The organism is Chitinivibrionales bacterium (genome assembly GCA_035516255.1).
In the GTDB taxonomy this organism is placed as follows: domain Bacteria; phylum Fibrobacterota; class Chitinivibrionia; order Chitinivibrionales; family FEN-1185; genus FEN-1185.
Map to the genome: position 1 here is coordinate 15,836 of DATJAL010000052.1, position 13,305 is coordinate 29,140.

Below are 13,305 nucleotides of genomic sequence, written 5' to 3' on the forward strand. Positions count from 1 at the left end.
GGGCGAAAAATATTTCGCACCTATAACCGGGGTCGGTTCTCCTTCCGGTCCCGCCTTCGGCTCGGGCTGCCACGGCCCGATGGCGCTTGCGCGCCGGGGTCCGGGCAGCACCGCGCTCCGGCGCGGCCTCCAGTCGCCCCTAACGCGTCGGCGAACTTCTTATTAATCAACAACCTTCATTGACTCCATCGACCTGCTCCTTTATTTACCATCAAGAAGTCCGGTGTATATTTCCAAGTACAAAGTCGGCGGAGACATTTCGATCACTCCTTATTTTTTTTATCCAAAGTTTATCAATTCCTTCTTTCGATGAAATCAAATAATTTTCATTCCATGGATACAATTCCCGTAAAACCGGTTGCCATGGGAACATTTCTGCCCACGACGCGGGAAGAGATGCGGCAGCAGGGCATTGATCAACTCGACGTCATCATCGTGACGGGCGATGCCTACGTCGACCATCCGGCGTTCGGCGCTGCGCTGGTGGGGCGGTACCTCCAGTCGCTCGGAGCGACGGTCGGCATCATCGCGATGCCTGATGTCAAGAACCCTTCGGATTTCACCGCGCTCGGCGCGCCGCGGTATTTCTTCGGGGTCACCGCAGGAAACGTTGATTCCATGATTTCACTATTCACCGCGCAAAAGAAACCGCGCAGCGACGACCCGTATGTCCCCGGCGGTGCCGCGGGGCGCAGGCCAGCCCGCGCCACCATCGCCTTTTGCAATGCACTCAAGCAGGCGTTCAAGGGCGTGCCCATCGTGATCGGCGGGGTGGAGGCGAGCCTGCGCCGCATCGTCCATTACGATTTCTGGTCGGACACCATTCGGCAGCCGCTATTGCTCGACTGCAAGGCCGACATTCTCGCCTATGGGATGGCCGAGCATCCGCTGCGCTCCCTTGTCTCGCGCTGCAAACATGGAGAGCCGCTCGATAACGCGCTCGATATTCCCGGCACCGCCGTGCGCCTGGGACAGGCGCAGCTCCAACAGGTTCTTTCAGATCCTCGGCAACGTTTCGTACGGCTCCCGTCGTACGACGAGATCCTGAAATCGCGGGCCGCATTTTCCCGAATGACAAGGCTGTTCTACGAAAACCCCGAGTCGGCATTTCTCCAGGAATGCGGCACGCTCGCCGTGCTGGTCAACAAACCGGCCGAGCCGCTCACCCAGGGCGAGATCGACCGCGTGTACGAGCTGCCGTTCACCTATCATCCGCACCCGTCGTATACGCGAGCGATTCCAGCCTACGAGCAGATAAAGGATTCGGTCACCGTGGTGCGCGGCTGCTTTGGCGGGTGCAACTTTTGCGGCCTGGGCGCGCACCAGGGGAAAACCATGCAGAGCAGGTCAAAGGAATCGGTGGTGCGGGAGATCAGGCGGCGGGCGATGATTCCCGGATGGAAAGGGATCGTTTCGGACCTCGGCGGCCCCACGGCAAACATGTACGGCCTCTTCTGCAGGCGGCCGAAGGACGGAAAACCCTGCGGCCGGAGGAGCTGCCTTTCGCCCGCAGCATGCGGCTATCTGCAGACGAGCCAGGCCGCATTCGCCGACCTCATCCGCACGGTGTGCGGGCTTGACATGGTGAAACACGTGTCGATCAACTCGGGCGTGCGCATGGACCTCGCGCTTCTGTGGCCCGAGATCATCGAGGTGGTGGCGAAAAAAGCAACCGGCGGCCAGCTCTCGGTGGCGCCTGAGCACCTTGCGCGGCACGCGCTGCGGGCCATGGGCAAACCCGAAGAGACGGGATGGCAGCGTTTCGAAGAACTTTTTTCGGCCGCAAGCAGCCGGGCTGGCAAGCAGCAGTACCTTGTGCCGTATTTCATCGCCGGCCATCCGGGAAGCACGATCGACGACGCGCGCGAGCTCGGCCAGTATCTCAAGCGCAGGGGCATAAAGGCGCGCAACGTGCAGGAATACATCCCCATTCCCATGACCGTGTCGTGCTCCGTATATGCCACGGGCGAGGACCCGTTTACCGGCAAGCCGGTGCCGGTTTCCTATAAGTTAAGCGATGTGCGGCGGCAGAAGGATCTCATCATGTGGTGGCAGACGCCGGAGCAGCCCCGGCACCCCCGCAGGCAACTCGGGGGCTTCCGCCGATGAATGACGCGATTGCGGGCCAACCGCCCCTAAAGCAACGAAACACGATTTCACACCACGTGCAAAAAGGCGAATTCTGGAAACCCTGTCCGGGAACGACCGCAGGTTATTTGTGCTGCGGCTACCAGATTCTCACCCCGCTCACCGGCTGCGGCATGTACTGCCGGTACTGCGTGCTCCAGTCCTACCTGGAAAACCAGTGCCAGGTCGTATTTGACAATTTCTCCGACCTTGAAAAGGAGGTCAGGGATAAGCTTTCCCGCCAAAAAGGCGTTGTCCGTTTCGGCACCGGCGAGTTCGGCGACAGCCTGTATCTCGAGGACAAACTTCACTTTTGCGAAAAAATTGCAGGCTTGCTTGATCCCTTTCCCAATGCGCTTGTTGAGTTCAAGACAAAAAGCGCAAACGTTGGCGGCCTTGCGGGAATAAAAAATCCGCAAAAGGTCGTTGTCGGATTTTCAATGAACACGCCGCGCATGATTTCCCTGTTCGAGCGTGGAACTGCGTCACTTGACGAACGGCTCAAAGTAGCAAAGCAATGCCTCGGCATGGGGTTCTGGGTCGCGTTCCACTTCGACCCGATGTTCTGGTACCCCGCATGGGAAAAGGAATACCGCGGCGTCGTTTCCGAACTATTGTCAACGGTTGCCGATTCGTCAAGAATAGCGTGGTGGAGCATGGGCGGATTCCGTTCGCCCGCCGCGCTCAAGGCGCTGCTGAAAAAAACGAACAACCACCTGCCGCTGTACGCCATGGGCGAGCTGGTGCAGGGCGAAGACGGCAAGGTCCGGTATTTCAGGCCGGTGCGGGTCGAGTTCTATTCCGCTCTCCGCGACGAAGTAGAAAAGCATGACCCGGCAATTCCGCTTTATTTATGCATGGAGAGTCCGGAGGTGTGGGAGGAGTCGGGGATGATGGGGCGAATACCGCGCGGGCTGGTGCGGTATTTGGATGCGAGGGCGGAGAAAATGCTGGGAATAGTAAGGCATCCGCCCGCATAGCGGGCGGATGCCTTACTGAAAAATTGTACCGAGCACGAAATAATTATCATAAAAATATTTTTTTAAATCTCAAGCCCGGAAAGAGGCCCTCCCGAGCTTGAGGCATGAAGACCAGGGGAACGCCTGCGTCCATTTCATGCATTTATCAACCACTTACAACGGCGAAATCGATTTCGTTGCCTTGTTATTGCCTCACAGGGTATAATCTGCCTTAGAGTGGCCCTTTTGTTTCCATAATCTACCTTCGGCAAGCAGCGCAAAAAGGTGGTTGCGCTGCAAAGGGGCGAACGCGGTGCGTCGCCCCGCCGGGGTATTTACAAAAAAGAACCATTTTCCCATGCCGCCAAGATACGTGCACACCATCGAACAGGAGCTGTTCTACGAATACGCCAAGCTCATGTCGCGCTCCGCATTCAACGGCGCAATAAATTACGGGTTCGTCACCGACCGGTTCGAGGCGCTGGTGTCCGGAGCCATCACCATGTCCGGCACCATACGCGAATGGCAGCGCGAGCGCGAGCTCCCCGACGCCTGCGTGTTCTGCGGCGCAAAGGACAACCTCACCGTAGACCACCTCATTCCATGGTCGCGCGGCGGCAACGGCTCGTCCGATAATGTCGTGTTCTCCTGCAAGTCCTGCAACTCGTCGCGCGGTGACAGGGGCATTTTCCAGTGGCTCGGGCTCACGAAAAAAAACAAGCTGCACAGGGTCGTGGCCGGCAAGTACCTCAAGGAACTTTACAAAATGCACAAGGAGATGGGCACCCTCAGTGTATCGACGCGGACACTCGACACGCTGTGCAAGAACTGCAAGAACCCGCAGACCTGCAGGGAATGGGGCACGATTGGCAAGCTGACGAGTCTTTGCCTGGAAAGCGTGTTCTGAAAAGAAAAAGTTTGAGCGTTTGAGTGTTGGAGAGTTGACGCATGGAAGAGCTAAGAATGACGGAAGATAAATTGTGTCAGTCATTCCATCATTCCTCAACCGAGAATCGATTTCCAATTAAGCCACGGCCTTTGGTGGCGCTCGCTTGCTGAGAATGAATGACATCTGCGCAAGTTGATTTGCGGGATGACTTCCGACATGATGAATGGAGTCGCAAGAAAACCGGTATAGCGAAAGCCTTGGCATAGCCCTGTGAATTGAACAATAACAATGTACCTTTTCACCTGCACCCCTTCCTCCGACCTCACGCTTTCCGGCGGCTGCGGCGAGGACATAACCGGCCCCTCGCTCGACGAGGTCGTTTCCGGCGTTGTGGCGCATTTCCACGCTGAGCACGGCTTTGCCCAGATCGAGGCGTATAACAAAGAGGAATTTGAAAAGTTCCGCAAAAAAGTGGCTGAACAGGTGAAGAAGGCGCGGTAGTTGACAATCCCCCCGCAAACCGATATTTTCTTCCTTTGATAATAGCCGTTGTACCTGTTCAATATGCCTGAAAAACTAAAAATCTCCCTTGGCGAAGTACAGAAGACGCTTTTACTGCCCCTCTGGGGCCGCGCGCTGGAAACAAAAAGCCAAAACCCGCTCATCCGCGACCCCATGGCCTGCGAGATCGTGGGCCGACTGGATTTCGACTTCGACGACATGACCCGCCGCGTGCCCATGCAACTGCGGATCAACAGCGCTATCCGCGCGTTTCATTTCGACGCCGCGCTTCGGCAGTTCATCGCCGAATGTCCGGACGCGACCGTGGTGAACATCGGCGCGGGGCTCGACACCACGTTTTTCCGCGTTGACAATGGGAAAATATTTTGGTACGATCTTGACCTGCCCGACACCATGGCCCTTCGGCGCGGCCTGATACCGGAAGGGGAGCGCAACAGGTGTATTGTGAAATCGGTCTTTGACCGTGCCTGGTTCAACGACGTCGCGGTGCGGCGCTCAAAGGTCTTTTTCATGGCAGCCGGGGTCTTCTTTTACCTTAAGGAAGACGATATCCGTCGATTGTTTCTCGACCTCATCGACGAATTCCCCGGCAGCCAGATCATGTTCGAGGCGTATTCGAAGTTCATGCTGCGCATCAGGAACCGCACCATAAAAAAGCAGCGGGACGCCTCGCCGTTTCTCGCGGCCGCTCAGTGGGCGGCGGGCTCCAGCGCGCCAATTGCGAAATGGAGTCCCCGCATAAAAGTTATCGATGATTTTCCGTATTATTCCAGGGTCGACATGGCACGGCACTGGGACAAAAAACTCCTGTTTCCGCTCCGGGTGATACATTTTCTCAACGGGGTGAGAATGGTGCGCCTGGGGTTGGGCTGAAAGGCATTCTAAAACTGCAGTATGCAGTACGGCGAAATCGATTTCGTCGACTTTTAATAAGTTCAGATATATAATAACTCATGTAAATATGAAACTTGCTAAAAAGGGAAACCGTACTCAGACGGTTTGCACAAAGTTGCAATAGAGCCTCATGGGAGCTGTTTATCCGCATAAAAGCGGGAGGCGGCAACCTCTGCTAGAAGAACTGCCACCCCCCTGGGCGTTGCACATGTAGGGCATATGCAGACGCTTGAGTATATTATACTGCAAATTACCCGCCAATTCAAGTCTCCTAAGATGGCCTATCACGGCACAGGTAAAATCCGTTTTTAACAAGGATAGGTAAAATTGAGAAATTTAGGAACGTAGTACGGTTTTTTGGTTATGGACTTTCAAAGCGCATCGTTTTCAATAAAAATCTTTTTTCCCGGGGTTGGAAGGACGCATTAAATGGACTGGAGGGTGCGCAAGAGCGCATTGTCACTTCGTTCCTGAATGAAGGTAGTTGCGCTCCGCGCATTCAATTATATCATCTGCATTTTGCCGGCCGGCCCCCTTGTAAAGGCGAAGCATGCCTTTACAAGAGGGGAACGCCCGGATCTTACCGGCTTATCACTGTCAATTCGAATTAATCGAAAAATCCGTGAACTTGAACACCGCGTTCGTGCTGTTCGTCGAAACGATTTCCACGCCGAAACACAATTGCCCCAGCGTCGAATTCGCCGCGAGCCATCCCTTTGACATTGTCCACTTGAAGATTGCGAGCACGTCGATGGTGCCCGACGTGAACACGGCCGTTGGCACGAAGGCGATATAACCGTTGCTTGACGTTTTCCATACATTGTAGAGCCGGCCGCCGACAGTCACCGTATCCGCCTTGCTGCCTGACGGCACCTGGCCGTAGTTCTCGGTCCAGATCATGAACTCGGTGCACCCGGGCGTTGCGACGCCGTTGGTCCAGATGTCGTACGCCACGTCGTAGATGCCCACGTGCGGGCTCGCGGCCGCGAACGAGCTCGTGAGGGAATTGAACGAGCTGATCGCCACGTTGCTGTAGTCCATGTGGACGTTCGGATACGTCTTGACCGCGCCGTCGCCGCTGTTGTTGTTCATGTTGCCGACCACGTACCAATTGTGGTACGAGCACGCGTACAGGGTTTCGGCGCACGCATAGGAGCCGCAGTTCCACATATTGTTGTGGACATAATAGCCGCCGTTGTTCCAGCCGCCGTTCGGGTCGCCGGTCTTGAACGCGGGGTTCGTGCATGCGGCGACCAGGGAAATGACGCACACCTGGTTTACAAGCGAATAGGAGGAAATGAACTTCTTGAACGTGGTATACCCGGGTTTTGTTGCGGTAAGCGTGTCGGCAACGGCACTTATTTTATCAAGCGAGGGTCCTTGCGGCCCGGCAGGCGTCCGGATTCCGGTCCCGGAGGCCAAGGAGCCGTACAGGGACATTTTAAAAAGTTCCGTCCAATCGCCGATCCCAAGTTTGACAAGGTACACTCCCGCCCGCAGCTGCCGCGACGGGAGCACAAGCGAATATGCGCCTCTGTCAAGCATCCGGTCCAGCGCCTGGGAAACGAGCCGGCCGTCCATGGAATAGACGGCGATGTTCACCGCAGCGGGGTTGGGGACAAAAAAATGCGCCGCGCCGCCTGCGATAAATGCGGAGATTGAATTCCCGTGCGGCCGCATTGAACCGATAACGGAGCTCTTTACCAGCGCGAATATGCCGTTTGCGTTTGAGGTGGACGAGACGCCGGCGCTCACCAGGCTCACGGTCGCGCCGGGGACGGCATTGTTCGAGTCGTCTACAACGGTGCCCGTGATGTTGATGTCCTGGCCTTGTGCGTGAAGTGCAGCCGCCGTAAGAAACGAGAATAGGATGGTTATTTTTTTGGTCATTCCTGCCCCCTGTTGAAGGAAAAAGGCCGGACGAGCATCAGGCTGCTCCAGGAGGAAATATAGGCGTTTTAACGGTGATTGTCAAATCTGAAAACTCGCCGTGATTTCAACCGGTTCAAATGGATTGTTTTGGATCGGCAATCAATGACGGATATAGAACCGCGCCTTGAGGCGGCGCGGGGCGGCGTATCTGCAGCGGGGAAACCCCCGGACGGTCATAAATTTTTAGGACGAAATAAACTAAAAACCCCCGTTTCCCATCAATCATTTTTAAACCATGAAACCCGTTTCAATAGGCAGCGTCGCCCTCGGCGAAATCCCGCGCGTGGTCGCCATCGTCGACGAGTTTTTCGACATGCGGCGCATCGGCGAGCTTAAAAAAACAGGCGTTGATATTCTTGAAATACGGGTTGACAAGCTCGGCGCCGACATCCCGGCGCTGTGCGTTTTCATTGACAAGATAAAAAAGACTTTCGCGTTCCCGTGCATCGGCACGGTGCGCGAGACCGCCGAAAACAAGGACAAACGGATTGACATCTTCACGGCGATCACGCCCTTTGTCGACGCCGTCGACATCGAGGGCGACACGCCGATAAACCGGCAGGTGATCGCCCTTGCGGCGGGGAAAACGGTCATCGTGTCGGAGCACGATTTTGAGAAAACGCCCGACGCGGCGCACCTCGAGGCGCTCGCGGCAAGGGCTGAGTCGCTCGGCGCGGACATCGTCAAAATCGCGGCCATGGCCAAAAGCCGGCACGACGTGGCGCGCCTCATGGCGTTCACGGCGGCCGCAAACAGGAACATGGTCGCCATCGCCATGGGGGAATTCGGCGCCATCTCCCGCGTTCTGGCGCCGGTGTTCGGCTCGCTCTTTACTTACGGGTATGTGACCAGGTCCGTTGCGCCGGGCCAGCTGCCGGTGGCACGGCTCGTGGATGAACTGCGTCTTTTCTACCCGGCATTCAAGGCGAAAGGCGGAACGCCATGATGGCGCAGGGGCTTGCGGCCGGGAAAAACGGGGTAACGGCGAGCGTGAATACATCGCCGCCAAGGAATCCGAAGAGCGCCGAGCTGCGGCTACAGCGCCTTCTCGCCGAGCACGAACTGCTGAAAAAATTCATCGCCACGCATTTGTATATCCACATCAAGGAGGAGTTCGGGTTTCCGCCCGAAAAATACCACCTTGTCTTCCGGGTGGACGGCCTGCTTCAGGCGGGGAAGTCGATCGAGCCGAAAAGCGAGCACATCGTTGAAATACTCCTGCCCGACGATTATCCGGAAACGCCGCCCGTGTGCTCGATGCTGTCGCCGATATTTCACCCCAACATCTCTGACGAGAGAATTGACATAAAAGAAGAATGGAACCCCGAGACCACGGTCGCCGACCTCGTGGTCAAGATCGGGCAGATGATCGTTTTCCAGCGGTATTCGGCGAAGGCCCCGCTCAACAAGGATGCCGCGCAATGGGCGGTGAACAACGGCAGGCTGCTGCCCCTGTCCGCCGTCGATTTCACCCGCACGGCCGAGGCGGCGCCGGCTCCCCCCGCGAAGGCGTCCGCGCCCGCCAGGCCGCAACAAGTTGCGGTTGTAAAGGAGCAGGGGGATGCGGAAACGATCGTGCTTGAAGGCGCATTGGCACCGCTGGCAAAAGACGCCGCGCCCCGCGAGGACGATACGGCGCAGCTTGCTCTGGAGGCGATAGCGTCCACGGTGGCGGCGGAAGCTGCGGCGGGGACGCGGCAGGTTTCCGCACCAAAACCCGTCCAGGCCCCGGCGGTTTCGCGGCCGGGCGTGACCGCCGAAAAAAAACCGGCCGCGCCGCGAGCGGCGCCGATTGCGCAGACCGCGGCGCCTGCGATGCCGGTGAAGCGGCCGCAGGAAAGACAACTTTTTAGAGGACCGGTAACCGAGCCTGAGCGTAAATTACTTGTTGAACGAATTGCGGCCGTTTTTAAAATCGAATGCATCTTCTGCGTGCGCTGCGGAAAAAGGCACGACGCAGAAACGGTTTTCTGTTCCCGCTGCGGCGCAAGGCTTTACAAGAGGGATCCGAAACGGATCACGAAAATGGCGCTCGCCGTCTGCGCGGTTGTCGCGCTGTTTCTTGCCGCAGAGGCCGGGATTCTCACGGTTCTGATAAACCTGTGAGCCGCTCCCGAACCCGTGTCGAAACTTGACCCACAACGGGAGAGCAGCTATTTTTCCTTAACAGGCCTACCATTTGACGGGTGGTGTTCCGCTATGCCGAATTTATTTCTTGTCCGTTATCCCGACGCGCCCATCCCGGTTTCACCCACGGGAAAGGTGACCATCGGCCGGTCGAATCTCAACTCGACCGTTCTCATGGAAATGCGCGTGAGCCGCTTTCACGCGCAGATCGAATGGCAGGAGTTCCTCAATTATTTCATCCTCACCGACCTCGGCAGCGCGAACGGCACCTACCTCAACGGAAAGAAAATCAGGCCGCGCGAGCTGCACCCGCTCAAGGATTGGGACAAGATCCGCATCGCCTCCACGGTGTTCACCTCCCGTTTCGTGGATGACCCGCAGGCCATCACGGGCGAATTTGATGACCTCACCGAAAAGGCATCGCATGACAAAACGGAAGTGATCGAGCTTTCGAAAATCAAGGCCCTCGACCAGCAGCCGGCGTTCTCGGGCGACCTGGAGCACCTGTGCGCCATCGAGATTTTCCAGATCCTCGAGGCGGGCGCCAAGACCGGCCTGCTCACCATAAAAACAAACATCGGCGACGGCAGCTATACGATCCTGAAGGGAAAGGTGCTCACCGCGCAGTTCAAGGATTTTCTCGGCGAGAAGGCCGTGTTCGAAATCCTGAAATGCACGAGGGGCACCTTCGAGTTCCTGCCCGAGATCGTCGATATCAAAAATCCGCAGATCGAGCTCGCCACCTCCATGCTCCTTATGGAGGGCTGCCGGCTGCTCGACGAGGCCAACCTGCAGGCCTCGCGTTCGGCCGCCGCACGCCAGCCGTCGGCACCGCTGACGGGCAACCCGACGCAGACAAGTTTTCCCACAATATAAATATATTCTGAGTCAGGTTTTAATTTTGGCGGGGGAGGTCTCCCCCCGGGGGTGCGGCTTCCGCCGCCTCCTTGACAAAAATGAATTCTGGAAGGCGGCGGCGATCTGCCATTTCATTTGGTCTTGGTATGGTATCGGTGCTTCGCACTATTTTATTATGCCTTTTGCCAAGTGCACCCACACCCCCTCTTTGGCGCCGATACTCCCGTGATTCGCGGATAGACTTAGTGGCTGGCGAGACTGCGACGGTAGCGCGTGCTATTATTACAAGGAAGAAGACAATAATTGTAAAATAAAAATACCTCTTATTGTTTCGATGAATTCCTTACTGCACGATTGGCGCCACGGGATATTATTTGCAAACAAGAAACTTGCCGCCGCGTTAGGTGGACCGGAGGGGGAGCCAGGGCGAATTGCCGGCCGACCCATCGCCGAAGGCGACCTCGGGCGGTCCGGCAACGAGGCGAACAGCCGAGCCCGTAGGGAGACCGACCCGAGCCTGAGTCTTGACGAAGGCGAGGGGAACGCCCAGCTCATAAATAAATTTTAAATCAAATCACGCTTTCACTACGCCCGGCTTCTTTTTCTGCCGGTACATCACCAGCCGTATCACGATGCTGATGACGAGCGCGATGACCGTGAAGACGATGGAAATTGTCAATTGGTAATCGATGTTCCTGAACACCCTCAGGTCATGCCGCTGCTTGAGCCCGTCCAGGTAATGCAGCCGGCCGTCGAGCGTATCGAACTGTTCCCTCATGCGGCCGTTGATGATGCCGAGCGCCTGGCCGTCGTCCCCCGATTTCGAAATATCGACAAGCGAATCGATGGCGGTTGCGCATTCCGCAAAGAGCCTGCCCGCATCCCCGACCAATTGGACGCTTCTCCGGGAACGGTATAATTGTTTCGATTTGGCGAGCAGCGACTCCACGTCGCGCCTGTCCGCGAGGATCTTTCCGGCGGCGGCGTCTCGCGCTCCTGAATCGGCGAGCTGGAACAGATTGTGGACGTCCTTGTGGATGGAAAGAATTTTGATCCTGGCCGACTGAATGCAGTCCCTGGCGGTAAGGTCCGTGGTGAACATGGCCTCGAGGTCGTTCTGGAGCGACACGATGTAAACGATCGTGGAGATGTTGGCGACCAGCGCGATGGCCACCGCGATCACCAGGCCCCAGGTGGGGCTCCTGAAAAGCGTCGCGGCGATTTTTCGGATAAAAGCTATCATATCCGGTTATTTATTTCCCACCCGTCTTTGCCGCCAGTTTCTGCAGCTTCTCCATTGCTTTCCCCTTGTCAATCGCTTCCTGCGCCATGGCGATTCCCTGCTTCGGGTCGGCCGCGAGGCCGCTGGCCGCTACGGCGAACCCCGCGTTGAGCACCACGATGTCGCGGCGCGGGCCTTTTTTTCCGTTCAGCACATCCTTGACAATTGCGGCATTCTCCCGCGCCGTGCCGCCGGCGATGTCCGCCAAAGCGGCGCGGTTGATGCCGAAGTCCTCGGGCCTGATGTCGTAGGAGGTCACGTTGCCGTTTGAAAGCTCGGCGACGCGCGTTTCGGCGGTGACCGTGATTTCGTCGAGGCCGTCGCCGCCGTGCACCACATAGGCCCTGGCGCTTCCCAGGTTCAGCAGCGCCGTCGCCATCACGTCGGTGAGCTGCGGCGAGAACACGCCGAGGAGCTGCGCCCTGGCAAGGGAAGGGTTGGTGAGCGGCCCGATGATGTTGAAGATGGTGCGGATGCCGATCTCCTTGCGCGGGCCGATGGCGAATTTCATGGCCTTGTGGAACGACGGCGCGAACAAAAAGCAGATGCCGATTTCGTCAAGACATTGCTTCATGATCGCCGCGTCGGCGCCGATGTTCACGCCGAGCGCCTCGAGCACGTCGGCGCTGCCACATTTGCTCGACACGCTGCGGTTGCCGTGCTTGGCGACCAAGGCGCCCGCGCCCGCGGCGACAAAGGCCGCGGCGGTGGAGATGTTGAACGTGTGCGCGCCGTCACCGCCGGTGCCGCACGTGTCAACCACGTGCCGGTCGTCGGCCGGGACCACGCGTGCCGCCTTTTCGCGCATCGCCGCGGCCGCGCCCGTGATCTCGTCGGGCGTTTCGCCCTTCATGCGCAGCGCCGTGATGAACGAGCCGATCTGCGCGTCGGTGGCGCTGCCGCTCATGATCGCGTCGAACGCGTCGCGCGCCTGGGAAACGGTAAGGTTTTTTCCCGCGATGATTTCCTTGATCGCTTCCTGGATGGTCATGGGGTGTCCTTCCGGTCAATGGAAACGCAAACAGGAACAAAATATATTTTGTAATCGCAATTAATGGCCCATCTCTTGATAAATCATCACGATAGTTGTACAATAGGATATGCCTGAAAAAGATTTATCGCGATTGCTGAGCGCTGAGTTCCTGTCGTCGGCCGCGCAGTACGAAGATATTCCCCAAAGCAGCGCCACGGAGTTCTGCGTTCTGGGGCGCTCCAACGTGGGAAAGTCGTCGTTCATCAACCACGTGTTCGGCGACCGCGGGCTTGCACGCGTGTCAAAAACGCCGGGCAAGACCACGCTCGCGAATTTCTACAAGGTGAGCGACGGCAGCGTATGGGCCGACATGCCCGGCTACGGGTACGCGCAGCGGGCGAGGGACGAGCAGGTGCGCTGGTCAAAGCTCATCGCCGACTACTGCGAAAACAGGAAGAACCTGCAGGGCGTGATCTGGCTGTGCGACATGCGCCATCCGGGATTGAACATTGACAAAGAGGCATACTCGTGGCTCGCGTCGCTTTCCCTGCCCGTGCTTGCCGTGCTCACCAAGGCCGACAAGCTCAGCCGCGGGGAGCAGCGGAAGCGCATCGGGCTTTACCGGCGCGAATTTAATTTTCCGGTCGATCCCGTGCCGTATTCGACCCAGGGCGGCGGCAGCCGGGGGCTTTTCTGCGGACGGTATTATGCCTGGACCGCGGCTCTTAACAAGGCGGAATGA

At 57.5% G+C, this 13,305-nt stretch carries 12 protein-coding genes; 9 read left to right on the forward strand and 3 right to left on the reverse strand.

The annotated features are described in order from the left end of the window. Positions 1–333: 333 nt before the first annotated feature. From VLX68_15335 to VLX68_15355, 5 genes are all read left to right on the forward strand, one after another. A complete protein-coding gene (locus VLX68_15335) occupies positions 334–2,109 on the forward strand; it encodes a YgiQ family radical SAM protein (GenBank protein ID HUI93619.1) in 1,776 nt (591 codons plus the stop codon). After that, positions 2,106–3,107: a hypothetical protein gene (locus VLX68_15340; GenBank protein ID HUI93620.1), complete on the forward strand. Its 1,002-nt coding sequence runs from the start codon at positions 2,106–2,108 to the stop codon at positions 3,105–3,107. Before VLX68_15335 ends, VLX68_15340 begins: the two co-directional genes overlap by 4 nt. A 337-nt stretch (positions 3,108–3,444) precedes the next feature. Continuing rightward, complete coding sequence (locus tag VLX68_15345; protein HUI93621.1) at positions 3,445–3,993, forward strand: HNH endonuclease; 549 nt, start codon at positions 3,445–3,447, stop codon at positions 3,991–3,993. Between the two features lie 270 nt (positions 3,994–4,263). Further along, positions 4,264–4,476, forward strand: coding sequence for a DUF1059 domain-containing protein (locus VLX68_15350; protein HUI93622.1), 213 nt, complete (start codon positions 4,264–4,266; stop codon positions 4,474–4,476). 63 nt (positions 4,477–4,539) lie between these two features. Then, a complete protein-coding gene (locus VLX68_15355; GenBank protein ID HUI93623.1) occupies positions 4,540–5,370 on the forward strand; it encodes a class I SAM-dependent methyltransferase in 831 nt (276 codons plus the stop codon). A gap of 618 nt (positions 5,371–5,988) precedes the next feature. Here VLX68_15355 and VLX68_15360 read toward each other — a convergent pair. After that, positions 5,989–7,281, reverse strand: coding sequence for a hypothetical protein (locus VLX68_15360; GenBank protein ID HUI93624.1), 1,293 nt, complete (start codon positions 7,279–7,281; stop codon positions 5,989–5,991). A 277-nt stretch (positions 7,282–7,558) separates the two neighbouring features. Here VLX68_15360 and aroD point away from each other — a divergent pair, with 277 nt between their 5' ends. The 3 genes from aroD to VLX68_15375 all read left to right on the forward strand — a co-directional run bounded on the left by aroD (position 7,559) and on the right by VLX68_15375 (position 10,326). Then, entirely contained in the window at positions 7,559–8,269 is a 711-nt protein-coding gene (aroD, locus tag VLX68_15365; GenBank protein ID HUI93625.1) for a type I 3-dehydroquinate dehydratase, read from the forward strand. Continuing rightward, positions 8,266–9,429: a ubiquitin-conjugating enzyme E2 gene (locus VLX68_15370; protein HUI93626.1), complete on the forward strand. Its 1,164-nt coding sequence runs from the start codon at positions 8,266–8,268 to the stop codon at positions 9,427–9,429. The genes aroD and VLX68_15370 overlap by 4 nt, the downstream gene beginning before the upstream one ends. A gap of 93 nt (positions 9,430–9,522) precedes the next feature. Further along, the gene (locus VLX68_15375) at positions 9,523–10,326 is read left to right on the forward strand and encodes a DUF4388 domain-containing protein (GenBank protein ID HUI93627.1); all 804 of its coding nucleotides are present in this window, start codon (positions 9,523–9,525) and stop codon (positions 10,324–10,326) included. 556 nt (positions 10,327–10,882) lie between these two features. Here the strand turns inward: VLX68_15375 and VLX68_15380 are convergent. Both VLX68_15380 and trpD read right to left on the reverse strand, forming a co-directional pair. After that, positions 10,883–11,551, reverse strand: a complete 669-nt coding sequence (locus tag VLX68_15380) for an MCP four helix bundle domain-containing protein (GenBank protein HUI93628.1) — start codon at positions 11,549–11,551, stop codon at positions 10,883–10,885. Positions 11,552–11,561: 10 nt separating this feature from the next. Next, complete coding sequence (gene trpD / locus VLX68_15385) at positions 11,562–12,581, reverse strand: anthranilate phosphoribosyltransferase (protein HUI93629.1); 1,020 nt, start codon at positions 12,579–12,581, stop codon at positions 11,562–11,564. Positions 12,582–12,690: 109 nt separating this feature from the next. On the opposite strand from trpD, the gene yihA reads away from it, so the two are divergent. Continuing rightward, positions 12,691–13,305, forward strand: coding sequence for a ribosome biogenesis GTP-binding protein YihA/YsxC (yihA, locus tag VLX68_15390; protein HUI93630.1), 615 nt, complete (start codon positions 12,691–12,693; stop codon positions 13,303–13,305).

Excerpts from the sequence above, each read along its gene's own strand:
- VLX68_15335 (HUI93619.1), top strand. The coding sequence starts at position 334 with ATGGATACAATTCCCGTAAAACCGGTTGCCATGGGAACATTTCTGCCC.
- VLX68_15340 (HUI93620.1), top strand. The coding sequence starts at position 2,106 with ATGAATGACGCGATTGCGGGCCAACCGCCCCTAAAGCAACGAAACACG.
- VLX68_15345 (HUI93621.1), top strand. The coding sequence starts at position 3,445 with ATGCCGCCAAGATACGTGCACACCATCGAACAGGAGCTGTTCTACGAA.
- VLX68_15350 (HUI93622.1), top strand. The coding sequence starts at position 4,264 with ATGTACCTTTTCACCTGCACCCCTTCCTCCGACCTCACGCTTTCCGGC.
- VLX68_15355 (HUI93623.1), top strand. The coding sequence starts at position 4,540 with ATGCCTGAAAAACTAAAAATCTCCCTTGGCGAAGTACAGAAGACGCTT.
- VLX68_15360 (HUI93624.1), bottom strand. The coding sequence starts at position 7,281 with ATGACCAAAAAAATAACCATCCTATTCTCGTTTCTTACGGCGGCTGCA.
- aroD (HUI93625.1), top strand. The coding sequence starts at position 7,559 with ATGAAACCCGTTTCAATAGGCAGCGTCGCCCTCGGCGAAATCCCGCGC.
- VLX68_15370 (HUI93626.1), top strand. The coding sequence starts at position 8,266 with ATGATGGCGCAGGGGCTTGCGGCCGGGAAAAACGGGGTAACGGCGAGC.
- VLX68_15375 (HUI93627.1), top strand. The coding sequence starts at position 9,523 with ATGCCGAATTTATTTCTTGTCCGTTATCCCGACGCGCCCATCCCGGTT.
- VLX68_15380 (HUI93628.1), bottom strand. The coding sequence starts at position 11,551 with ATGATAGCTTTTATCCGAAAAATCGCCGCGACGCTTTTCAGGAGCCCC.
- trpD (HUI93629.1), bottom strand. The coding sequence starts at position 12,581 with ATGACCATCCAGGAAGCGATCAAGGAAATCATCGCGGGAAAAAACCTT.
- yihA (HUI93630.1), top strand. The coding sequence starts at position 12,691 with ATGCCTGAAAAAGATTTATCGCGATTGCTGAGCGCTGAGTTCCTGTCG.